The 23,203-nt window shown below is 71.2% G+C and carries 16 protein-coding genes, 3 tRNA genes and 3 pseudogenes; 12 read left to right on the top strand and 10 right to left on the bottom strand.

The annotated features are described in order from the left end of the window. Positions 1-9 precede the first annotated feature (9 nt). Complete coding sequence (locus tag OHA64_RS23530; RefSeq protein ID WP_405616167.1) at positions 10-633, top strand: hypothetical protein; 624 nt, start codon at positions 10-12, stop codon at positions 631-633. Between the two features lie 245 nt (positions 634-878). Here OHA64_RS23530 and OHA64_RS23525 read toward each other — a convergent pair whose 3' ends face one another. The 3 genes from OHA64_RS23525 to OHA64_RS23515 all read right to left on the bottom strand — a co-directional run bounded on the left by OHA64_RS23525 (position 879) and on the right by OHA64_RS23515 (position 3,866). Beyond that, entirely contained in the window at positions 879-1,868 is a 990-nt protein-coding gene (locus tag OHA64_RS23525; protein ID WP_405616165.1) for a DUF5926 family protein, read from the bottom strand. A 355-nt stretch (positions 1,869-2,223) separates the two neighbouring features. Then, a complete protein-coding gene (locus OHA64_RS23520) occupies positions 2,224-2,898 on the bottom strand; it encodes an ATP-binding protein (protein WP_405616163.1) in 675 nt (224 codons plus the stop codon). Between the two features lie 140 nt (positions 2,899-3,038). Beyond that, positions 3,039-3,866 carry a glycerophosphodiester phosphodiesterase gene (locus tag OHA64_RS23515; protein WP_405616161.1) on the bottom strand — a complete coding sequence of 276 codons (828 nt, stop codon included), beginning with the start codon at positions 3,864-3,866 and terminating at the stop codon, positions 3,039-3,041. 256 nt (positions 3,867-4,122) lie between these two features. Between OHA64_RS23515 and OHA64_RS23510 the strand changes: the two genes are divergently transcribed. Both OHA64_RS23510 and OHA64_RS23505 read left to right on the top strand, forming a co-directional pair. Beyond that, a complete protein-coding gene (locus OHA64_RS23510) occupies positions 4,123-5,676 on the top strand; it encodes a S1C family serine protease (protein ID WP_405616159.1) in 1,554 nt (517 codons plus the stop codon). A gap of 64 nt (positions 5,677-5,740) precedes the next feature. Next, positions 5,741-5,827, top strand: a tRNA-Ser gene (locus tag OHA64_RS23505). 5 nt (positions 5,828-5,832) lie between these two features. Here the strand turns inward: OHA64_RS23505 and OHA64_RS23500 are convergent. The 4 genes from OHA64_RS23500 to OHA64_RS23485 all read right to left on the bottom strand — a co-directional run bounded on the left by OHA64_RS23500 (position 5,833) and on the right by OHA64_RS23485 (position 8,181). Next, positions 5,833-6,009, bottom strand: a complete 177-nt coding sequence (locus OHA64_RS23500) for a hypothetical protein (RefSeq protein ID WP_405624068.1) — start codon at positions 6,007-6,009, stop codon at positions 5,833-5,835. Between the two features lie 140 nt (positions 6,010-6,149). Then, a complete protein-coding gene (locus OHA64_RS23495) occupies positions 6,150-6,689 on the bottom strand; it encodes a DinB family protein (RefSeq protein ID WP_405616156.1) in 540 nt (179 codons plus the stop codon). Positions 6,690-6,758: 69 nt separating this feature from the next. Further along, on the bottom strand, positions 6,759-7,190 hold the full coding sequence (locus OHA64_RS23490; protein ID WP_405616154.1) for a hypothetical protein: 432 nt from the start codon (positions 7,188-7,190) through the stop codon (positions 6,759-6,761). A gap of 124 nt (positions 7,191-7,314) precedes the next feature. Next, on the bottom strand, positions 7,315-8,181 hold the full coding sequence (locus tag OHA64_RS23485) for a bifunctional DNA primase/polymerase (protein WP_405616152.1): 867 nt from the start codon (positions 8,179-8,181) through the stop codon (positions 7,315-7,317). A gap of 493 nt (positions 8,182-8,674) precedes the next feature. Between OHA64_RS23485 and OHA64_RS23480 the strand changes: the two genes are divergently transcribed. The 5 genes and pseudogenes from OHA64_RS23480 (at position 8,675) to OHA64_RS23460 (ending at position 14,191) form a co-directional block, all read left to right on the top strand. Continuing rightward, on the top strand, positions 8,675-9,580 hold the full coding sequence (locus OHA64_RS23480; protein ID WP_405624066.1) for a bifunctional MaoC family dehydratase N-terminal/OB-fold nucleic acid binding domain-containing protein: 906 nt from the start codon (positions 8,675-8,677) through the stop codon (positions 9,578-9,580). A 17-nt stretch (positions 9,581-9,597) separates the two neighbouring features. After that, a pseudogene (locus OHA64_RS23475) lies at positions 9,598-9,987 on the top strand (acyl dehydratase); the annotation flags it as partial. Between the two features lie 221 nt (positions 9,988-10,208). Further along, entirely contained in the window at positions 10,209-11,375 is a 1,167-nt protein-coding gene (locus OHA64_RS23470; RefSeq protein ID WP_405616150.1) for a lipid-transfer protein, read from the top strand. Between the two features lie 170 nt (positions 11,376-11,545). Then, positions 11,546-12,115 carry a SigE family RNA polymerase sigma factor gene (locus tag OHA64_RS23465; RefSeq protein ID WP_405616148.1) on the top strand — a complete coding sequence of 190 codons (570 nt, stop codon included), beginning with the start codon at positions 11,546-11,548 and terminating at the stop codon, positions 12,113-12,115. A gap of 432 nt (positions 12,116-12,547) precedes the next feature. Next, on the top strand, positions 12,548-14,191 hold the full coding sequence (locus OHA64_RS23460) for a long-chain fatty acid--CoA ligase (RefSeq protein WP_405624065.1): 1,644 nt from the start codon (positions 12,548-12,550) through the stop codon (positions 14,189-14,191). Between the two features lie 270 nt (positions 14,192-14,461). Here OHA64_RS23460 and OHA64_RS23455 read toward each other — a convergent pair whose 3' ends face one another. Then, entirely contained in the window at positions 14,462-15,751 is a 1,290-nt protein-coding gene (locus tag OHA64_RS23455; RefSeq protein ID WP_405616146.1) for an MFS transporter, read from the bottom strand. Positions 15,752-15,887: 136 nt separating this feature from the next. Here OHA64_RS23455 and OHA64_RS23450 point away from each other — a divergent pair, with 136 nt between their 5' ends. Continuing rightward, a complete protein-coding gene (locus tag OHA64_RS23450; RefSeq protein WP_405616144.1) occupies positions 15,888-16,466 on the top strand; it encodes a TetR family transcriptional regulator in 579 nt (192 codons plus the stop codon). A 1,065-nt stretch (positions 16,467-17,531) separates the two neighbouring features. After that, positions 17,532-18,317: pseudogene (locus tag OHA64_RS23445) on the top strand (hypothetical protein); the annotation flags it as partial. A gap of 2,451 nt (positions 18,318-20,768) precedes the next feature. Here OHA64_RS23445 and OHA64_RS23440 read toward each other — a convergent pair. Together OHA64_RS23440 and OHA64_RS23435 are read right to left on the bottom strand one after the other, a co-directional pair. Then, positions 20,769-21,425: pseudogene (locus OHA64_RS23440) on the bottom strand (PAS domain-containing protein); the annotation flags it as partial. 512 nt (positions 21,426-21,937) lie between these two features. Further along, positions 21,938-22,522 carry an SSI family serine proteinase inhibitor gene (locus OHA64_RS23435; protein ID WP_405616142.1) on the bottom strand — a complete coding sequence of 195 codons (585 nt, stop codon included), beginning with the start codon at positions 22,520-22,522 and terminating at the stop codon, positions 21,938-21,940. 166 nt (positions 22,523-22,688) lie between these two features. Between OHA64_RS23435 and OHA64_RS23430 the strand changes: the two genes are divergently transcribed. After that, positions 22,689-22,779, top strand: a tRNA-Ser gene (locus tag OHA64_RS23430). A gap of 187 nt (positions 22,780-22,966) precedes the next feature. Further along, positions 22,967-23,039, top strand: a tRNA-Arg gene (locus OHA64_RS23425). The last annotated feature ends 164 nt before the right edge of the window (positions 23,040-23,203 follow it).

The raw sequence follows: 23,203 nt of genomic DNA, 5'->3' as shown, positions 1-23,203 counted from the left end.
GTCCGGTACATGAACAGTCGTCTGCTCGCCCTCGCGGGCGTCGCGGTGTGCGCGGTCGCGCTGCCGTTGGCCGTGGCGTCCGCGGGACAGGTGGGCGACGAGGGGCGCCGGCCCGCTCGCGGTGCAGTACGTCCTTCCGTGCCCGCCGACGTACACCCTTCCGCACCCGCTGATGCGCGCGATGCCCTGAGCCCCGTACGCCCCGCACGCCCTTCCGGGCGCGCCGGTGCCACGATTCCCTCCGCCGAGCCCACCGGTTCCCCGCGGCTGCTCGGCCTGGGACTGGTCACCGCGGCCCGCTGCGGTCCCGAACTCACCTCTCCCGACGGCGTCGAGGCACAGACCTGTGTGCTGACGCAGGGTGAGGAGAACTGGGCGCGCACCTACTACCGCAACGTGACCGGCGAGGCGCTGCACGCCGTGCTGAGTGTCATGGGGCCCGGCGGCCGGACCGTCCAGATGCGCTGCGCCGTGGCCGCCGAGGACGACCCCGGAATGTGCGAGACGCCTCGAGCGCGCACCCGGGGAGACCTGGACGGCTACACGGCTGTCGCGGAGTTCGCGGCCAAGGGTGGGGACGGACCCCTACTGCTGCGTTCCGGGAGCAACTCCGGTACGTCTACGGGCAGTTGACGGGCGATTCCATTCCGTAAAGGACGTCCGCGCAAAGAAAGGTCCGGTTGCTGGCGACGGGGGATGCACCAGCAACCGGACTCCTCGAACGGTAACAAGAGATCGGCAGTTCGCAAATTCGATCTCGTCTTTTCCTCGGCTATTCGGACACCGACTGGCTTGTCCTGAGCGGGAGTTGTGAGCCGAGTCACCGAATCGGGCGCGATCGCGTGCGGCTGACCGGTCAGTCAGCCGCACGGACTTCGTCAACTCAGCGTGACCTGCCGGTTGGTCAGCCCGCCGCGCGCGCGGCGTTCGTCGGGGGTCAGCGGCGAGTCCGTGGCCAGGGCACCGGAGAGGCGCTCGGCGAACTCGGCGGTCGGCTTCTCGATGTCCTCCGCCGTGACGTCGCTCGGAAGGTCCCAGACCGGCACGATGAGCCCGTGAGCACGGAAGGAACCCACGAGACGGGTGCCCTCGCCGAGGCTCGACCGGCCCGCGGCGTGCAGCCGTGCGAGAGCGTCCAGAAGCTGTTCCTCGGGGTGCGGCATGACCCAGCGCAGGTGGTTCTTCTCCGGGGTCTCGCACCAGTACGCAGCGTCCACGCCCGTCAGCCGCACGGTCGGGACGGCCGCGGCGTTGGCCCGCTCCAGGGAGGCGGTCACCTCCGGCGTGGCGTTCTCCGCGTCCGGGACCCAGAACTCGAAGCCCGGGTGCACAACTGGCTCGAACACACCTTCGGGGTCGAGCAGATCCTGCAGCCGCGGGCCGTCGGCCGGGGCGCGGCGGCCCTCCACCGGAGTGCCCGGGTCCGCCGTTAGGGCGCGCTGCAGGGTGTCGGCGAGGTCGCGGCTGATGTCGCCCGACGCCGTGTCGTTCTGCAGGCCGAGCAGCACCGAGCCGTCGTCGCGGCGCAGGGCGGGCCAGGCCATCGGCAGGACCGTCGCCAGCGTGACCGACGGGACGCCCTCGGGGAGGCCGTCCTTCAGCGTCAGCCCGACCGTCGAGGCCGGCACCAGCTCGCGCAGCGCCACCCAGTCGCACTCGCCCGGCAGTCCTTCGAAGGGCCGGTGCACCAACTCGGTCGCGGCATGCGCGGCCGCCCGGCCGTGGCAGGCCTTGTAGCGGCGGCCACTGCCGCAGGGGCAGGGCTCGCGGGCACCGACGACCGGAACGGGCCCGTCAGCGCCTGCGGCGCGGGCCCCGTCCGTGAGTTGTGGCCGCTTGGCCTTCGTGGGGGGGCGCTTCTTGGCCATGGTGGGTGTCTCCCGGTTACGGCTCGTCTCGTACTGGCGCGAGCCTAGCCGTTCACGACGTGACCGACGGGAGCCTGTGGACAACGGGACCGACGTGCCTCCGTCGCGGGTCCGCCGTGTTGATGGGGCAAGCCTTGGCCGTCTCGATCGGTGGAGGCTCCACCGTCTCGATCGGTCGAGCCTTCGCCGTTCCGATCGGTGGAGGCCCCACCGTCTCGATCCCAGGGCGGGGGCCAGTCGAGCCTTTGCCGTTCCGGTCTGTGGACAACGTGCCGGGTCGTACCGGTGCCCGGGTCGGTCCAGGTGGTCGATGTTCCGGATTTCGGAGGCCTGCCCAGGTCGTCCTGGCTCGTGGTCAGCCCAAGTCGTCGAACGCGTCCGCGAAGTCCAGACCGGAAACGGAAGACACCGAGGACCCCATGGAGGCGCCGCCCGCTCGGGCGAAGTCGCGAGCCTGGGAGCGCGTGGCGAAGTCGTCGCGGCGATGCCCGGCGTCCGGATCGTGAACGTCGACGTGGACCACGACCCACACCGTGACCTCGCCCCGGGTGTCGTCGCGTACGCCCCAGTCGTCGGCCAGCGCCGTGATGATGTTCAGCCCGCGGCCGCCGTGCGCGGTGACCGAGGGCGTGGCCGGAGCGGGGCGCGTGGGGCCGCCACCGTCCGTGACCTCGACCGTGAGTCTGCCGACCGGGTCCACCTGCCAGGCGGCGCGGACATCGCCGTCCCCGGCAAGTGCGTCACCGAGCGGTCGGCCGTGCCTGCACGCGTTGCTCAACAGTTCGGAGAGGATCAGTACGGCGTCGTCGATGACCGATTCCGACACCCCGCCCCTGCGTAGCTGAGCCCGCATGCGGTGCCTTGCCTCGCCCACGCCCGCAGGGCCATGGGGTACGGCCATGCTCGACGACGTGGGCACCTCATGTGCCACCACCAACGCCACCCCCGAGACCTCCTTTGCCCCACGCCACGGTGTGGATGCCCCATTGGCCTGAACCGGAAACCGGCCAATCCAGGTCCGATGACGCATTCGCAACGATCGAACACGGACCGAACGCGCCGGAGCACTCCCTGTAGTGGTGTGGCCGGTTTTCATCGGTATGGCCGAGGCTGGAGGATGGCGTCAGGGGGTCGGGCGGGTCAAGAGGTTCTTCCACAGGTCTTCACCAGTCAGCGACCGAGGCGGTGCAGGACCGCTGCCGGACGGTTGGTGATGATGGCGTCGACGCCCAGGTCGAGGCAGAGGTCGATGTCCTCCGGCTCGTTCACGGTCCACACGTGCACCTGGTGGCCGACCCGCTTCAGGCGCTCGATGTACGCGGGATGGTTGCGCGCGATCCGGATCGACGGGCCCGCGATCCGGACACCGGCGGGCAGCCGCCCGTCGCGCAGCCGGGGTGAGACGAACTGCATCAGATAGACCGTCGGCAGCGTCGACGAGGCGGCCCGCACCCGGTGCAGGGAGCGTGCCGAGAAGCTCATGACCCGGACTGGCGATTCCCCTGCGGAGTCCGGGGCGTCGAGCCCGAAGCGCTTCAGCAGAAGCATCAGCCGGTCCTCGACCTGCCCCGCCCACCGTGTGGGGTGTTTGGTCTCGATGGCCAGCTCCACCCGCCGCCCGGAGTCCGCGACCAGCTCCAGAAGCCGTTCCAGGGTCAGCACGGACGTGTCCTCGCGGTCCTCGGGACGGAACTCCCAGTCGGGCTCCTCGTCGCGCGTGCGCCAGAAGTCCCGCGTCCTGCGCGAGCCGAAGTCCAGGGCGGCCAGGTCGGCGAGCTCCAGTGCGGAGACCGCTCCGCGGCCGTTGGACGTACGGTTGACGCGACGGTCGTGGACGCAGACGAGGTGGCCGTCCGCCGTCAGGCGTACATCGCATTCGAGGGCGTCGGCACCGTCCTCGATCGCCTTCCTGTATGCGGCCAGGGTGTGTTCAGGGGCCTCTTCGGAGGCTCCGCGGTGGGCGACCACCTGAGTGCGGTGCTGTCGTACGTGGGTCACCGCGTCATGGTGTCACCGCGCGCGGGTACGCGTGCGAACGGAGGCCTCGGAATTGCGTCCTATATGTCCGAGATGGCCTATATAAAGAGTGGTCGCGGACGCACAGGCACCGCTTATGGTGCTCTGACGGCCTGTGGGAAAAGCTGACGGCATACAAACACACATGCACAGCTGCATCGCGCCGGACCGTTGAGCCACGTGACGAGCGTGAGCGAGTGCGACCGACAACAACAGCCGTGGACCTAGGAGACAAGCTGTGAGCACCGAGAACGAGGGCACCGCGGTACCCCAGGCCCCGTCCGCACCCCCCGTGCCGGTGGCTGCTCCCGCTGCGTCGGCGCCCCAGGAGCACCCCGCTCCTACCGGAGGCGCCCCGACGACTCCGATCCCACCCGTGCCCTCGGGAAACCCCGGCGGCCAGGAGCAGCAACCGGTGCACACCGGCCAGACACCCGCCCCCGCGCCCGCCCCCGCGTACGCCGCGGCGAGTGCCGGCGGCGCTCCCCAAGGACCGCATCAGGGGCAGGGACCGCAGTACGGCCAGCCCCAGGGGCAGCATCCCCAAGGTTCCGCCCCGGAGGGTGACTGGCCGCCGCCGGCGCCGCCGGCTGTCCCGTCGTACGCCGACGGCGGCTCCGGTGGCGCGGGATCCGGCTGGGGCGCCGCCTACCAGCAGCCCGCCCCGAAGCCCCGCAGCGGCCGGGGCGGACTGATCGCCGGGATCCTGGTGGCCGCGCTGGTCGCGGGCGGCCTGGGCGGCGGCCTCGGCTACACCCTGGCCAAGGACAACGACACCAGTTCCTCGACGACCGTCTCCGCCTCCGACAGCGGCGGCTCCGTCAAGCGAGACCCCGGCACGGTCGCCGGCGTGGCCGCCAGGGCACTGCCCAGCACCGTCACCATCGAGGCCGAGAGCAGCAGCGGCGAGGGGGGCACCGGCACCGGCTTCGTCTTCGACACCGAGGGCCACATCGTCACCAACAACCACGTGGTGGCGGACGCCGTGGACGGCGGGAAGGTCACGGCGACCTTCCCGACCGGCAAGAAGTTCGACGCGGAGGTCGTCGGCCACGCCCAGGGCTACGACGTGGCGGTCATCAAGCTCAAGAACGCCCCGTCGGACCTCAAGCCCCTGACGCTCGGCAACTCCGACAGGGTCGCGGTCGGCGACTCGACGATCGCGATCGGCGCTCCCTTCGGACTGTCCAACACGGTCACGACGGGCATCATCAGCGCCAAGAACCGCCCCGTGGCCTCGAGCGACGGAAGCGGCTCCAACGCCTCCTACATGAGCGCCCTCCAGACGGACGCCTCGATCAACCCGGGCAACTCGGGCGGCCCGCTGCTCGATGCGCAGGGCAATGTCATCGGCATCAACTCCGCGATCCAGTCCAGCAGCGGCGGCGGCCTCGGCGGCACCAGCCAGTCCGGCTCGATCGGCCTCGGCTTCGCCATCCCGATCAACCAGGCCAAGTACGTCGCCCAGCAGCTGATCCAGACCGGCAAGCCGGTCTACGCGAAGATCGGCGCTTCGGTCTCCCTGGAGGACGGCACGGGCGGCGCCCAGATCACCGAGAAGGGCGCAGGCGGTGCCGCCGCGGTCGAGGCGGGCGGCCCCGCTGCCAAGGCCGGCCTCAAGCCCGGCGACGTCATCACCAAGCTCGACGACCACGTGATCGACTCCGGCCCCACCCTGATCGGCGAGATCTGGACCCACAAGCCCGGCGACAAGGTCACGGTCACCTACGAGCGCGGCGGCAAGAACCACCGGGTGGAACTCACCCTGGGCTCCCGCCAGGGCGACAGCTGACACCCACGGCGCCGCACCAACCCGTTACTCTTGTCCCCGCGCCGCCGATCAGTCGGCGACGCGGGGTGGGTTGCCCGAGCGGCCTAAGGGAACGGTCTTGAAAACCGTCGTGGCAGCGATGTCACCGTGGGTTCAAATCCCACACCCACCGCGCAGTCAGACGCTTTGCAGGTCAGAAGGGGTGCTCCTGTCACGGGGCACCCCTTCCGGGTGTACTGGGCGTCCACGGCCGATGACGAAGGTGAAGCTGGTCGGCAGGGCCCAGGAGGCCCGCCCGGACCCGGCGACCGGCTCCCAGCCGTGGAGCTGGTGCGGGTATCTCCAGGCACCCAGGTAGGTCGCGACGTTCTCGGCCAGCCACAGGAAGAACCCGAGGGCAGGAGAGCGACGGCGTCAGTGGCAGCGCCGAGCGCCGGCGAAGTCGCGGACACCCCCGGAGGGCGGCGCATCGGCGGCCGGCACTCGACGGCTGGTCACGCGGTAGTTGGTGCCGACGCCGCCGACCGCAGCAGCCGCAGTTGGCCGATCTCCGCCGCGTTCTTCATCAGCTCGGCGTTGGCCCAGGCGAGCATGTCGGCGAGTTTGTGTTCCGGGTCGTCCGGCCAGGGGAAGGGGGCTGTGGTGTCCAGGTCGGGGTCGGTGAGACCGGCCAGGGATGTCAGCCAGGCCGTGCGCAGGTCGCGCAGCCAGTCCACGGTCGGCTTTCCGGGTCCTGGCCAGGTGACGTCGGTGCGGTCCCGGGGCGGCCGGCCCTCCAGGTGGTCGAGGGTCACGCTCCACCACCAGCCGATGTGCCAGCTCAGCCAGCCGACGGTGGGTACGGGCACGGGGTCGGGCTCTGTCTCCGCCCAGTCCGGTACCCAAGTGCCCTCGGCGGTTCGGTGGACCGTCCAGCAGTAGGGCACCGGTTCCCACAGGAAGTCCTCGGGCTCCAGCCGGTCCAGATGGTATTCGAACAGGGACCATGTGAGGTCGAACTGTCGGCGCAGCAGATCGGATCGGGAAACGGTCACCGACCGACCTTGGCACACCGGTCCGTTTCCCGGGAAAGGGATTTCTGAGGGCGGCGATCCGGGAGGGGGCTAGGCCTCGTAGTCCCCGGCCAGCTCCTCCCATGCGAGGTCCAGCAGCGTGGGTTCGGCGTCGCAGTCGTACGGCACCCGGGGGGTGGGCTGGAACCAGATGACGGTGAGGGCCGAGCGGAACAGGATCGGGTCGCGGTCCGGGGCCAGCGCCGTCGAGTGGAACACTCCGACGCACGCCACCGACGGCAGCACCTCCACGGGGCCGAACGCGCCGGTGTACTGGTCGGGATGCTCTCGCGGCGGCGGCACCAGATGCGTCGGCGCGGCGGGGAACTCCCGCTCGGCCGACCGCACGAGCTCCTTGATCCTCAGGTCGTTCACCGGTTTGCAGGGGTAGCTCTCCAGCATCACGCCGTACGTCGAGGAGAGCCGCAGTTCGGCAAGATCGAGCGAACGGCCGGACGTGAGGACGACACGACTGAGGGACATGGTCGGCGCTCTGGGGCGACGGCGGTGCATGGTGCTCCTGTGTTCTTCACGCTCAAGTCCCCCACGATCAACCGGCCTTCAGACATTCCGAGCGTTCATCAGCCCCGTAACGCTTTATGGGCCCTCACGCCCGGTGCCCCGACATCCGTGCCGCCGACGCGATCGTCGCCCGTGCCTCACGTTCGCTGAGCCCCGTGTTCACGGCTGCGTCGACGAGCGGGGCGACGAGGGCGGGACCGACGCCGTCCTCGTAGGCGCGGCAGGCGGCCCAGAACAGGCGGGTGTTGCGCTGGCCCTCGTGCGCGCCCAGGACGAACTGGACCAGGCCTTGGCCGTGGCCGCCGGTCGACTGGGGCGTGGGGTGGTGGGCGCGGGGCGGGGGCAGCAGGAGCCGGAGAAGCGCGGGTGGGCAGGCCGCGGGGGCGAGGTGGGCGGTGCCGGGGGCGGTGGCGTACTCGCCGTGGTCCGTGCGCGAGCCGGGGCCGACGAGGTAGCCACCCGCTCCCCGGATGTCGATGCCGGGGGCGAGCCGGCCGGCCGAGTTGGGGACGACGACGTCCGGAGGACCGCTCAGCCAGAGGTGACGTCCGCCGCTCGGGGTCAGTACGACGACTGTGTCGGGGATCGTGAACAGGTGACGCAGGGCGAGTTCACGCAGGGCGGCCGAGGAGTTCGTACCGGACTTCGTGTCGAGGTCGACGCCGACCAGGTGGTGTGGCGGGAGGCCGCACGCGATGCCGTACCCCGTGGCCCGGGGCGCGGCGGCGAACAGTTCGCGGATGTGCGTCGGGTCGGTGGCGGCGTCGTAGATCCCGTGGCCGAAACGCCCGCACTCGCCGTGGCAGGGCGTGGCCGCAGGGTCGCCGCGGTGGGGGGAGCGCAGGGCCGGGAGCTTCGTCCGGGACAGGGGGATGACGGCCAGTCCGCGTTCGGCGGCTGACAGGGCGTGTGCGAGGGCCAGCGTCGTGGCCTGCCGGTCGGTGGTGGCCATGAATCCATTTTCGTACACGCGTTCGAAAAAGGGAAGAGGTGCCGACCATGACTCGCCGGGCCGGGCATTTTCGGGTGCGGGTCGGGCGAGTGGGGCAGGGTGACCCGGCCTGCGGACCGACGCCTTGACAGCTTCCGCTATCTGACGGACAGTCAGAAATCTTCGTGAGGATGGTGGGAACCGGTCCGGCGGCTGCGGTGTACCAGAAGTGTCTACGCGATGCGGCAGGTGCCAGGAGTCCAGGAGGCACCGCGTGGGACGGCAAGGAACGGCGGAGGTCGGCGAGGGCAGCGAGGGGGCGAAGATGGGCGAGAAGTCGGAGGTGCGCGGACGGCCCGAAGGCAGCGATGAGCCGACGGGCGGCGGTGAAGCGTGTGTCACGGACGATCCGGGCGCGAGCAACGATCCGGGCGTCAGCAACGATCTGGGCGCAAGTGATGAGCCGGGCGTCGGTGGCGAGCAGGCAGCAGGTGACTCCCCGCTCACCTTGGACATGCGGTTGAAGGCCTTCGAGGGGCAGCAAGCAGCCGTGGCAGGCATCGGCAAGGACCCCGTCAACGCGCCCATGATCCGGCACTGGTGCGAGGCGATGGGCGACTCCAATCCGGCGTACACCGGCTCGGAGGCCATCGCCCCACCCACCATGCTCCAGGTGTGGACCATGGGCGGCCTCTCCGGTCACACCGGGCGGACAACGGCGTACGACGAACTGCTCACCCTCCTCGACGAGGCGGGCTGCACCTCGGTGGTCGCCACCGACTGCGAGCAGGAGTACGGCAGAGCCCTGCGTCCCGGCGACGAGGTCACCTTCGATTCGGTCATCGAGTCGGTGTCAGAGCGAAAGACGACCAAGCTCGGCACCGGGTACTTCGTCACGACCCGCATGGACGTCCGGGCGGGCGATGACCTGGTGGGCACCCACCGCTTCCGCATTCTCAAGTACGCCCCGGCACGTAGACCGGCGGAGAAGGAGAAGCCCCCACCTCCCCGCGCCGCCGCACGTCCCCGTCCTGTCGTCAACCGCGACAACGCCGGCTTCTGGGACGGCGTACGACAGCATCGACTGCTCATACAGCGGTGTACGGCCTGCGCGACTCTCCGCCTCCCCTGGCTGCCGGGCTGCAACGCGTGTGGCTCCCCGAACTGGGACACGGTCGAGGCGTGCGGCGAGGGCGCGGTCTTCTCGTACGTCGTCCTGCACCATCCACCCTTCCCGGCTTTCGAACCGCCCTACGCGGTGGCCCTGATCGAACTCGCGGAGGGCGTCCGGATGATCAGCAACGTGGTCGGTGTGCCGTACGACAAGGTGCGGATCGGACAGTCCGTGCGACTCGAGTTCCAGACGTACGAGGACGAGTTGGTGCTGCCGGTCTTCCGCACCGGAGGGGAGGCCGGATGAGGGCCGTCGGACATCGCATGAAGGCCGGTGACCAACTCCTGCCGCTGGAGATCCCGATCACGCGCACTCTCGTCGTCGCCGGAGCCATCGCCTCCCGCGACTACCAGGACGTGCACCACGACGCCGAGCTGGCCCGGCAGAAGGGCTCCCCCGATGTCTTCATGAACATCCTGACGACGAACGGCCTGGTCGGCCGGTACATCACCGACCACTTCGGCCCTCGGGCGGTACTGCGCAAGGTGGCCATCAGGCTGGGCGCGCCCAACTACCCGGGCGACTCGATGGTGTTGACGGGCACGATCGAGGACGTGATCGATGAAGTGCACGGATACACCGTGACCGTCCGCGTGGTCGGAGCCAACGCGATAGGCAGACACGTGACCGGCACCGTGACGATCACCCTGCCGGGAAAGGAGCCACTGGACCCCGAGGGGGCGAACGCGGCGGTGCGGGGAGGGCCGGGAAAGCCGGGGGAGCCGGTGGAAGGCGAGGTGTCGGGGGGAGCCAGGCAGCGGCCGAGGGAACCGGAGGAAGCCAAGGAACTATCGGAGGAAGCCAAGGAACTACGGGAAGACGGGCAACCGCCGGGCGAACCCAGGTTCCAGCCAGGGGAACCCAGGAGACCGCTGTGAGCGCCCGCGCGCGGGACGCCCTCGGTGGACGGGCGGCGATCGTCGGGATCGGGGCCACGGAGTTCTCCAAGGACTCGGGGCGCAGCGAGCTGCGGCTGGCGGCGGAGGCGGTGCGGGCCGCGCTGGACGACGCCGGACTACGGCCGGCCGACGTGGACGGCATGGTGACCTTCACGATGGACACCAGCCCGGAGATCACCGTCGCCCAGGCCTGCGGGATGGGGGAGCTGTCCTTCTTCTCCCGTGTCCACTACGGCGGCGGGGCGGCCTGTGCCACGGTCCAGCAGGCCGCGCTCGCCGTGGCCACGGGCGTGGCCGAGGTGGTCGTCTGCTATCGCGCCTTCAACGAGCGCTCGGGGCGGAGGTTCGGCTCGGGCGTGCAGCACCGGGAGCCGTCGGCCGAAGGGGTCGCGCTGGGATGGTCCCTGCCCTTCGGGCTGCTCACTCCGGCGTCCTGGGTGGCGATGGCGGCCCAGCGGTATCTGCACGCGTACGGCCTGACCCCGGAGGCCTTCGGGCAGGTGGCGGTGACGGACCGCCGATACGCGGCGACCAATCCGGCGGCCTACTTCCACGGCCGCCCGATCACCCTCGCCGACCACGCGGCCTCCCGCTGGATAGTGGAGCCGCTGCGGCTGCTGGACTGCTGTCAGGAGACCGACGGGGGGCAGGCACTCGTCGTCACCTCTGTGGAGCGGGCTCGCGACCTGCCTCACCCGCCCACCGTCGTCTCGGCGGCCGCCCAGGGCGCGGGCCGGGGACAGGAGCAGATGACGAGCTTCTACCGTGACGACCTGACCGGCCTGCCGGAGATGGGCGTGGTGGCCCGGCAACTGTGGCGGACCTCGGGCCTCGCCCCCGCCGACATCGACGTGGGGATCCTGTACGACCACTTCACGCCGTTCGTGCTGATGCAGCTGGAGGAGTTCGGCTTCTGTGAAAAAGGGGAGGCGGCGGACTTTGTACGACGCGGCGAGTTGCCGTTGAACACCCACGGGGGACAGCTCGGGGAGGCGTATCTGCACGGCATGAACGGCATCGCGGAAGGTGTACGACAGATTCGGGGCACGGCTGTGAACCACATACCTGGGGCGAGCCGGGTCCTGGTGACCGCGGGGACGGGGGTTCCGACATCGGGCCTGGTCCTGAGCTCGGACGAGTGAACCGCCGGGATGACGGAGGGATGACCCCCAGGGGTAATCCCGCAGTACCCCCGGTCCGCTCGTCCACCTTCAGGAGGTGCAGCCAGCTACACCCCTACAACCTGAGGGGGACTCGTCTTCGGGACCTACGGCCGATGAGCCGGAGCCGCCCTCGCTCATAGCGTGGAGCCATGACCACACCCGTCTGCACCAGCGCTTCGAAGGCCGCCGCACCGGCGACGCAGACCCGTTCGTACTCCACTTCGTACCCCACGTTCGCGTCGTACGTGAAGGCCCGCCAGCCGGTGCTCTTGCGTACCGCCCGGTCGCTGACCGCGAACCCGAGCGACGCGGAAGACCTGCTGCAGACCGCGCTCACCAAGACGTACGTGGCCTGGGAGCGTATCGAGGACCACCGTGCGCTCGACGGCTATGTACGCCGCGCGCTGCTCAATACGCGCACCTCACAGTGGCGCAAGCGCAAGGTCGACGAATTCGCGTGCGACGAGTTGCCCGAGCCGGAGCCGGTGCCCGCCGGTGACGACCCGGCTGAGCAGCAGGCACTGCACGACGCGATGTGGCGGGCGATCATGAAGCTGCCCGCCCGGCAGCGGGCGATGGTCGTCCTCAGGTACTACGAGGACCTCAGTGAGGTGCAGACGGCCGAGGTGCTCGGGGTGTCCGTCGGCACGGTGAAGTCAGCGGTGTCCCGGGCGCTGGGCAAGCTCCGCGAGGACCCCGAGCTGGTGCTGGCCCGTTAACGCGGGTCCCGACAGCCCTTCCGGGCCTCCGCGCCACACGCCTCCGGTGCCCCACGCCAGGCGCTCCCGTGCCCCCATGCCCGGCAGCGCCCCCGCAGACCCTGTGCCGACCCCGACGCCGAGCCCGCCCGACGAACCGAACCCGCCCGACGACCACTCCGGCCCGACAACCCCAATCCAGGCCCGATGCCCGCCCCCCGATGCCCGCCCCCCGACGCCCGCCCCTCGGCGCCCGTCCCGACGACCCAGGGGCGGACGCCCCTCCGCCCCTCCGCCCCTCTGGCCCGGTACTGTCATCACTCGATGAGCGCAACGTGATGTGATCGATCATCCTGCCCTAGTGACATACCGAGCGGTATGCGCGCAGAATCTGCGCATCCCTTACTACCGCGTAGGCAATGTCGCCCCCGGGAGGACGCCGTGCTGAGCACCATGCAGGACGTACCGCTGCTGATCTCCAGGATCCTGACCCATGGGTCTACGATCCACGGGACATCGCAGGTGATCACATGGACCGGTGACGACGAACCGCACCGCCGTTCCTTCGCCGAGATCGGTGCCCGTGCCGCCCAGTTGGCACATGCTCTGCGGGAGGATCTCGGAGTCGCCGACGACGATCGGGTGGCGACGCTCGCCTGGAACAACGCCGAGCACGTCGAGTGTTACTTCGCGATCCCCTCGATGGGCGCGGTGCTGCACACTCTCAACCTTCGCCTCCCGCCGGAGCAGTTGGCGTGGATCGTCAACCATGCGGCCGACAAGGTGGTGATCGCCAACGGTTCGCTGCTCCCGCTGCTGGCCCCGCTGCTCCCGCACCTCAAGACGGTCGAGCACGTGGTGGTGACCGGCCCGGGGGACCGCGGTCTCCTCACGGACGCCGCCGTCCAGGTGCACGAGTACGAGGACCTGATCGCAGGGAAGCCGACGACGTACGACTGGCCGGAGCTGGACGAACGGCGGGCGGCGGCCATGTGCTACACGTCCGGGACGACGGGCGACCCCAAGGGGGTGGTCTACTCCCACCGTTCGGTCTACCTGCACTCCATGCAGGTCAACATGACCCAGTCGATGGGCCTGACCGACCAGGACACCACGCTCGTCGTGGTCCCCCAGTTCCACGTGAACGCCTGGGGCCTGCCGGACGCGACCTTCATGACCGGCGTGAACATGCTGATGCCGGACCGCTTCCTCCAGGCCGCCCCGCTCGCCGAGATGATCGAGCGCGAGAAGCCGACGCACGCGGCCGCGGTCCCCACCATCTGGCAGGGCCTGCTGGCCGAGCTCACGGCCAAACCGCGCGACGTCTCCTCCCTCACCCAGGTCACCATCGGCGGCTCGGCCTGCCCGCCCTCGCTCATGGAGGCGTTCGACAAGCTGGGAATGCGGGTCTGTCACGCCTGGGGCATGACGGAGACCTCGCCACTCGGCACGGTGGCGCGTCCCCCGGCCCACGCGGTGGGTACGGATGAGGAGTTCGCGTACCGGCTCACCCAGGGCCGGTTCCCGACGAGTGTCGAGGCCCGCCTCACCGGCCCCGGCGGCGAACGCCTCCCCTGGGACGGGGAGTCGGCGGGCGAGCTGGAGGTCCGGGGCCCCTGGATCGCCGGTTCCTACTACAACGGCCCCGACGCTGAACCCCTCCGCCCAGCCGACAAGTTCAGCGAGGACGGTTGGCTGAAGACGGGGGACGTGGGGTCGATCTCCCCGGACGGCTTTCTCACCCTCACCGACCGCGCCAAGGACGTCATCAAGTCCGGCGGCGAGTGGATCTCCTCGGTGGAGCTGGAGAACGCGCTGATGTCCCATCCGGCCGTCGCCGAGGCGGCCGTCGTCGCCGTTCCCGACGACAAGTGGGGCGAGCGCCCGCTGGCCACGGTCGTCCTCAAAGAGGGCGCCACCGCCGACTTCGAGTCCCTGCGTGCCTTCCTCGCCGACGAGGGTCACATCGCCAAGTGGCAGCTCCCGGAGCGCTGGACGATCGTGGAGGCGGTACCGAAGACGAGCGTCGGCAAGTTCGACAAGAAGGTGCTGCGCAGGCAGTACGCCGACGGGCAGCTGGACATCACGAAGCTCTGAAGCTGTGAAGCTCTGACGAACCCACGCGCAGCCCCCCCCGGGTCGACCAACCCATCGCCTCACCGGTCGACCCGATCCGGAGCAGGGACGACCCGCGCGTCAACGCCCGCGCCGACCCCCACGCGTCAACGCCCGTGCCGAGCGGGTCCTCACGGTCCCTGCTCGGCACGGGCGCGCACGTCACTGCCGTACGGAGGAAGGCCGAGCGGGCATACACGTCACTGCCGTACGCACGTCACTGCCGTGGCCTACGCCATCGCCGTACGCACGTCACTGCCGTACGGAGGAATCGGCCCCCCTCGTACGAGCGTGGCCCGACCGCCGTACCGACCGCCGTGCCGACGTGCTCACCCACCCCAGCGTCAGCCACGCGCCCGCCACCGCGGACACCCCGCCCCAGCCGAAGTGGCTGAAGGCCGTGCCGGCCAGGGCGGAGGCGAGGGCGCCGCCCGCGAAGCCGGCCACCACGTACGCCGTGTTGGCGGTGGCCGGGGTGGAGGTGGTGGTCAGGGCCAGGGTCTGGTTGGCCACGTGGGACGCCACCAGGGCCGCGTGGATGGCGATCGCGGCTACGAACAGGGCCCACAGGATGTGCCCGCCAAGCCAGAACAGCGGTACGGACACGGCCGCGAGGAGATACGCGGACCGTACGACCTTCGCGGCGCCGAAGCGGTCCACGAGGCCGCCCGCCAAGGGGGCCACGACGCTCGCGGCCAGTCCGAAGAGGCCGAACAGGCCGGCGGTCGCGGTGGACAGGCCGTAGCCGATCGGGCCGTCCTGCGTCAGCAGCAGCGCGAGCGAGGTCCACAGGGCGCTCCAGGCACCGTACATACCGGCCTGGCGTACGCACGCGCGCCACAGATCCGGTGAGCGGCGGACGACGGACGGCAGGGCGGTGAGGCCGGAGAGGAGGGAGCCGGTGCGGGGACGGTGCTCGGTGGGCAGGGCGTGGGCGGTCACGAGTCCGAGGACGGCGGTCAGGACGGCCGCGCCCACGAACACCACCCGCCAGCCGAAGGCCTGGCCGATCAGGCCACCGAGTACCCGGGCCGCCACGATGCCGGTGAACAGGCCCGCGATGACGGCCGCGACATGGCGGGCCCGGCGGTCGGCGGGGGCGCGTTGGGCGACCAGCGGGACGAGCAGCTGCGGGACGACGGTCGCGGCGGAGGCGACGAGGACGGCCGCGGCGAGTGCGGTGGTGCCCGCGGACGCCGCTCCGGCCACCAATGCCGCCGCCGTGACGAGCGACAGGACGGCGACCAGCCGGCGCCGGTTGACGCTGTCGCCGAGCGGGGCGAAGACGAGCAGTCCGGCCGCGTAGCCGAACTGCGCGACCGAGGCGACCCAGGCCACGGCCGAGGGGGTCGAGCCGAAGTCCTGGGCGATGAGCGGGAGCAGCGGGGCCGCGAGGTAGATGTTGGCGGCCGTGACGGCGGTGCAGAGGGCGATGAGGGGGAGGAGGAGAGCGGAGGCGGGGGCGGAAGCCGTGGCGGTGGCGGTGGCGGGGGTGACCGTCTCCTGGGCGGTTGTCCGTCCCTGGTGCGTGGCTGACGGCATGACGGGTGAGGCTCCTTCGCAACGGAATCGCGATGACCGACTGGTGATAACTAACTGGTTGGTTGGAACAGTCTGCTCCCCTGCGTCATTCCCTTGCAACCAAATAGTTGGTTGCAAGCCCCGGTACCCTGCCCTCATGGCAGTCAGAGACCCCGAGGCCACCAAGGCCCGGATCTTCGAGGCGGCGGTCGCCGAGTTCGCCCGGCACGGCATCGCGGGCGCCCGCATCGACCGCATCGCCGCCGCGGCCAAGGCGAACAAACAGCTGATCTATGCCTACTTCGGCAACAAGGCGGAGCTGTTCACCCAGGTCCTCGGCGCGCGCATGGTGGACCTCGCCGCAGCCGTCCCGGTCGACCAGGACGACATCGAGGGCTGGATCGACCGACTGCTCGACTACCACGCCGCCCACCCCGAACTACTGCGCCTGCTGTTCTGGGAGGGCATCGAGTACGGCAGCACCGAGCTGCCCGACGAGACGGAGCGCCAGGACCACTACACCCGCAAGGTCGCCGCCATCGAGGACGGCCAGGCCCGGGGCGTCATCACGGACGCGTTCCCGCCCCGCGACCTGCTGTTCCTGCTGACGGCACTCGCCAACTGGGCCGCCGCGGTCCCGCAGATGCGCCGCATCCTCACGGGCCCCGAGGACGCCGACCACGAGCGTCTGCGTGCGTCGATCAAGGCGGCGGCGCGCAGACTGATCGCGCCCTGACGTCGGGCGGCGGGGCCGCGTCGTACGTCAGTTGGTGCCGATGCGGGCCAGCAGGTCGACGATCCGCGACTGCACCTCGGTGCTCGTGGACCGCTCCGCCAGGAACAGCACCGTCTCGCCGGACGCCAGCCGCGGCAGGTCCGCCTGGTCGACCGCGGCGGTGTAGACGACCAGCGGGGTGCGATTGAGCTGGCCGTTCGCGCGCAGCCAGTCGAGGATCCCGGCCCTTCGGCGATGCACCTGCATCAGGTCCATCACGACGAGATTCGGCCGGAACTGCCCGGCAAGCGTCACCGCGTCCGCGTCACTCGCGGCCCGCGCCACCTGCATCCCGCGCCGCTCCAGCGTCGCGGTCAGCGCGAGCGCGATCTCCGCGTGCTCCTCGATCAACAGCACGCGTGGCGGGTGCTGCTCGGTGTCACGCGGCGCCAGTGCCTTCAGCAGTACGGCGGGATCGGCGCCGTACGCCGCCTCCCGTGAGGCCTGCCCGAGCCCGGCCGTCACCAGCACCGGCACCTCGGCCGCGACCGCCGCCTGCCGCAGCGACTGCAGCGCGGTCCGGGTGATCGGACCGGTCAGCGGGTCCACGAACAGCGCGGCGGGGAAGGCCGCGATCTGCGCGTCGACCTCCTCGCGCGAGTGCACGATGACCGGCCGGTAGCCGCGGTCGCTGAGCTCCTGCTGGGTGGTGACGTCCGGCGCCGGCCACACCAACAGCCGTCGCGGATTGTCGAGCGGCTCCGGTGGCAGCTCGTCGTCCATCGGCTGCTGCCGCGGCGGATCCGCCACCTCGATGGCACCGCCCGGACCGTCCAACGGCTCGGGGCCCTCGGCCGCGTTCTCGTCCGGTGCCCCTATGGCGTACGACCGCCCCGAGCCCTCGGTCGCCTGCGCGAGCCGGGACTGCCCGGCGAGCGACGGCTGCTGCGGTTGCGGTTGCTGAGCCTGCGAGGGTACGAGGGACTGGTCGGCCTGCGGGTGCGGGCGGGCCGTCTGCTCCGGGTGCCCGGCGGCGGGATCGGTGCGCGTACCGAGCTTGCGACGCCGACCCGAGCCGCTTGCCTGATGCGGGGGCGGCGTGGCCGTCGGCAGGGCGGAGGCGGGGGCGGTCACCGGATGGGGCGCCTGGGTCTGCCGCGTGAACGGCACACCCTGCCCGAGCGTCCGGACGCTGATGGCCCTGCCCTGCGTGGAGTTCGGGTCGAGCGCCGGATCGGGGGGTGCGGTGGGTGCCGATACGGGAGGGGCGGCGGGCGTGCCGGCGGTGCCGGTCGCGGCCGTCGCGCCTGCTGCACCCGTACCCGTAGCGCCCGTCGTGCCCGTTGCCTCGGCGGGGAGGGGCTGGGCGACGTGGGGGTGCGTCGCGGCCGCCGGGGGGAGGGGGGTGCCGGGGGCGGGGGTGGCCGTAGGTGTGGGTGGTGTCGGCGGCGCGGGCTGCGTAGGCGGTACGGACTGTGGGTTCTGCGGGACGCCAGGGACGCCTTGGCCGGGTACGGCCTGGCCAGGGGCGGCCTGAGCGGGTGCGGCCTGACCGGGCGGGGCCTCGGCCGGGAGCGGCTGGCCGTTGGCGTTGGGCATGCCGTTGGCAGCCGGGGCGGCCTGAGCCGGGACGCCCTGAGCCGGGACGCCCTGAGCCGGGACGTTCTGGGCGGGCAGGGCAGGGTTGGGCACGCCGGTCTGACCGGGCGTGATCTGTCCGGGCGCGGGCTGCCCAGGTACGGGGGCGCCAGGCATGGGACCGCCAGGCACTGGTTGTCCGGGCACTGGCTGGCCGGGCACCTGCTGGTCCGGTGCGGCTTGGTTCGGGGGCAGGCCGACCTGACCGGTGCCGACCTGACCGGTGCCGACCTGACCAGTGCCGTTTTGACCGCTGCCGTTCTGCGCGGGAACGGCTGTGGGCGCGGGGGCAGCGACATTCTGGCCCTGCCCCGACGGTGCCGGAGCGACCGGGCCGACCGCGGCCTGCACCCCGATCGGGTGGCCCGGTGCCATCTGAACCCCGTGAACGGTCGTGCTCGGCGCGGGTGCCGGAGCACTCGGCTGACCCGCATGCCCGGCCGGCACCGGCTGACCGGGCAGAGCCGGCTGTCCTGCCGTACCGCTGTGTCCCGCCGTACCGCCCTGGCCGACCACGCCACCTTGACCGGCGGCCGGAGCCTCCTGGCCCACGTGGGCCTGAGGCACACCCTGCTGAGGCACACCCTGCTGGGGCGCACCCTGCTGGGGCGCACCTGCTTGGACCGGAGCCACCTGCGCCGCGACGCCCTGGGCCGGGACCTCCTGAACGGGCGCCCCGGCGGTTTCCGACTCCGCCCGCTGGCCGGACGCCCGCCGACGACGCCCCGTGGGCGCGTTCGCGGGGTGCGGCTGCGGCGGAGTGTGGTCCTCGGCCTGGCTGTGCGGCACGGCGTCGTGCCGACCGTCGTCCACACCGGAGCCAGCGGGAACCCCCTGGCCGGGAACCCTCTGGCCGGGAACCTCCACCTGCTCCGGGGCCGGGACTGGAACCGGGCCCGCAGCGGGCGCGGGCGCCGCGGCGGTGGCGGCGGTGGCGGCGTCTGGGGCGGCCGGAGCAGGCGGCACAGCCTGCCCGTTCGTACCCTCCGCCGTCCCCTCCGGTGTGCGGTCCGCCGCGGCGGGCGGCAGGGCGAACACCGTGCGGGGGCCCGCCTCCTGCGCGGCTGCGGCGCGCTCCGTGGCGGCGGCAAGCGCCCGCCGTCGGCGTCCTGTCGGCTGCTGCGGACCCTCGGCGGAGTCGGCCGTCGGACCGGCACCCTGACCCGGATCGGCGGAGGCCACGGCCGGCAGCGCCGGCGGCAGCGCGTGCTGTTCGCCGGCGTCGGGGCGAGCACGACGTCCGTCGGGCGTGGGCACGCCCTGCGGCGGTACCGTCCCGCCCAGACCGGTCCCGGCTGCCGCGGTCCCGGCCGCGTACTCGGCGGCGGTGACGACCGCCCCTTCCGAAACACCAGCACCACCAGCGATATCGGCCCCGCCCGCTTCACCGGCGTCAGCACCGCCCGTACCGCTCCCAGCGTTACCACCGTCACCACCGGCGATCTCGGCGGGCCGTCCCCGGCGCCGCCCGGTACCGCCGGACGCCTCACCGGTCTCGCCCGGGGCCTGAGCCGGGACGGGCGCGGGTTCCTGCGCGGCGGCGGCCCGCCGCCTGCGCCGCCCGGTCGGCGCCACGGCCTCCGGATCGGCTCCCTCGCCGTCGGCGCCCGGCGCCTCGATCTCCAGGAAGGCGTCCGTGGTGGCCCGCCGGGCCCGCCGCCGTCCGCCGCCGGAGGTGGCATGTTCGGGCAGCGGGACCTCGCCGGGTCCGGCCTCCAGCGCGGCCGGACCCGAAGCCGTGACGGCACCGGCCCCACCACCGAGAGGCACTTCGAGGACGTAGGCGTTACCGCTCATGCCCGGTACTTCGTGCGTCTGCAGCACGCCACCGTGGGCCCGCACGATCCCGCGCACGATCGGCTCGTGCACCGGGTCTCCCCCGGCGTACGGCCCGCGCACCTCGATCCGTACGACCTCGCCGCGCTGCGCCGCCGCCACGACGACGGTGTTGTCCATGTAACCGCCCGTCGAGACGGGCGCGTTGCCGGTCGCGTCGACGCCGGCGACGTCCGCGACGAGGTGGGCGAGCGCGGTGGCGAGCAGCCGGGAGTCGACCTCGGCCTCGATGGGCGGCGCGTGCACTGCGAACTGCACCCGCCCGGGCCCGATCAGCTCCACGGCCCCGTCGACGCCCGCCGCCACCACGGCGTCGAGCATCGCCTTCGTACGGGTGATGACGGCCGCCCCGGTGTCGAGGCGCTGGTACCCGAGGACGTTGTCGATGAGGGTCGTGATCCGCGAGTAGCCCGCCGACAGGTGATGGAGCACCTGGTTCGCCTCGGGCCACAGCTGCCCGGCGTCGTCGGCGGCCAGGGCCGACAGATCACGGCGAAGTTCGTCGAGGGGGCCGCGCAGCGACTGCGCGAGCAGCGTCAGCAGCTGTTCGTGTCGCCCGGAGAGCGCCTCGTAGCGGTCCTTCTCCCGCTCGCCGAGCGCCGCGTACCGCTCCTCGCCCGCCGCGAGCTCCTCCTCGTGCTGCTCCCGGATCTCCTCCAGCTCGGCCACGTGCTTCTGGCGCAGCGCGGTGAGCTCGGAGGCGTGATCCTCGGAGAGCCGTTCCAGCTCGTCCTCGTGGCGCTTCTCGACGGTCGACTTCTCGTCGGCGAGCGCGTCGTACGGACGCCGGTCGGTGAAGGTCATCACGGCACCGACGAGTTGGTCGCCGTCACGGACGGGCGCGGTCGTCAGGTCGACGGGAACCCTGTCGCCCTTCTTCGACCACAGCACCTGCCCGCGCACCCGATGCTTGCGCCCCGAGCGCAGCGTGTCGGCGAGCGCCGACTCCTCGTACGGGAAGGGCGTGCCGTCGGTACGGGAGTGCAGCACGAGATCGTGCAGCTCACGGCCGCCGAGGTCGCTGGCCCGATAGCCCAGTATCTGAGCGGCGGCCGGATTGACGAGGACGATCCGCCCGTCCGTGTCCGTCCCCACGACGCCCTCGGACGCGGCCCGCAGGATCATCTCGGTCTGGCGTTGCGAGCGGGCGAGTTCGGCCTCGGTGTCCACGGTGCCGGTCAGGTCCCGAACGACGAGCATCAGCAGCTCGTCGGCGCTGTAGCCGTAGCCGTCGTAGGCCTGTTGGCCGTTCTCGAGGTTCGCGCTGGTGACCTCGACGGGGAACTCGGTCCCGTCGGTCCGCCGGGCGATCATCCGGGCGGGCTTGGTCCGCCCGCGCGGGTCCATGTGATCCGGCCGCCGCATGGACCCGGGGATGAGCTTGGAGTCGAACTGCGGCAGCAGATCGAGCAGCCCGCGCCCGACGAGAGCGGTGCCCGGCGTCTCGAAGGCCTCGAGCGCGATCGTATTGGCGTTGACGACGGTCCCATTGGCGTTGACCAGCACCAACGCATCGGGAAGCGCATCCAGTATGGCTGCGAGGCGAGCAGCGCCTCGGGATGGCCTGCTGCTCACGAGACGCTTCCTCCCTGTTACCGCACCTTGCCGACCGCTCGGGCCATCTTGCCAACCGGCCCGCGACGTGTCACGCGAGGGAGTCTACGGGCAGCGGTTGCGCTCGCGACGCCGGATGAGAGGGAGGTCGCACGACGAAGTGACGTAGAACATGTGACCGCATACCCGCCCGTACGCCTGGGCTCCCGTTTCGCCTCGATGTGACCAGGGCGGAACCTTTTCGGGACCTTTACGGAGCCGGGGCGTCCGCCATGAAACGCCGAGGGGCGGGTGGCCGGTCCGGCCCCGCTGGCCCGGCAGGTGCGGCAGGTGTGGACGGCTCGGACGCCCAAGGGCCCGCGTGCCCGCGGGCGTGCCTGTCTAACTATCTGCCCATCCATCCATCTGCCCATCCATCCATCTGCCCATCGGTCCATCTGTCTTCCTGGCGGGTGGACGGCTGCTCAGGAGCCGGCACTCAATTTGGGCAACAGCGGCACGAACCGGTCCCACCGCCCGATCTCACAGCCGTTGCTGCGGTCGAACGTCGCGTCGACGGGACGCCCGGCCCAGGTCCCGGTGACATGAGCGGTCGCGGGCCCGCCGTACTGCATGGTGCAGACGCTGTTCCCGGGCACCGGCCCGAAGACGTCCTGCCCCCACCGGGTGTTCCGGTCGACGACGGCACACGCGCCGCTGACGTCGGGATGACTCCCCCGACCGGGATGACAGTTCACCTCGTACGTCCCGTCGGCACGGTCACCCGCCATCCGCACGGTGACAGTGAGGTGATCACCGACTGGCTCCACCCGGCCCTCGTCACGGACGGGCGGGGGCGCGAGGGGGCCCGAGGCGCCGGCGGGGGTGTCGGGAGTGAAAGGAGTGAAAGGAGCGGGAGGAGTGGCAGGGGCGAAGGGCACGGCGGGAGTGGCGGCTGCCGCGGGCAGGGCGGTGGCCAGAGGTACGGATGCGACGCCGCAGGCGGAGCCGACGGCGACGAGGAGACGGGTGAACCCTGCGAACCGGCTGCACCGGGCGACGTGTGTCATGACCTGACTAACGCGGTGGGCCGCGGGACGTTGCGCCGCCCCGCCACCGGTAAGGACTTTGCCCTGCGGCCCGCCCGCCTAGTACCGTGGGAGGCGATTGGTGACACCGCGCTCGACTGTGTCATCATCTGCACGCACCACTCGCGCTCGCGCGGGAGGTTGTGCTGGAGGCGTCGCCTAGTCCGGTCTATGGCGCCGCACTGCTAATGCGGTTTGGGACTTCAATCCCATCGAGGGTTCAAATCCCTCCGCCTCCGCACCAGATCACGAAGCCCCGGTCCACAGACCGGGGCTTCGTCGTCTTCCAGCATCCCCCTTCTGGAGCATTTCCGCAGGCCGCAAGGGGTATGGCTAACGGATTTCACATGGCGGCGGCAGTCATGTAATGTTCTTCCTGTCGCCGCGAGCGGGCCAGAAGGACCAGGAACGGCACACAAAAAGCAAGCACTCGTAGCTTAACGGATAGAGCATCTGACTACGGATCAGAAGGTTGCAGGTTCGAATCCTGCCGAGTGCACACAGGTGAGAGGCCCCGGAGAGATCCGGGGCCTCTTGCGTTTGCGTCCGTGCTCTCATCCGCCGTTCGAGGCAGTGATGGGCCGCCGCGGTCGCAATGTCAGAACGCCAGCAGAAGGGGCGGCTGCTGGCCAGTCAGCGGCCCGTCAACTATTCGCTTTGGCG

Source organism: Streptomyces sp. NBC_00076 (assembly GCF_045041235.1).
Lineage (GTDB): Bacteria > Actinomycetota > Actinomycetes > Streptomycetales > Streptomycetaceae > Streptomyces.
The sequence above is the reverse complement of the archived record's forward strand: the minus strand, read 5'-3'. Positions and strand labels throughout refer to the sequence as shown.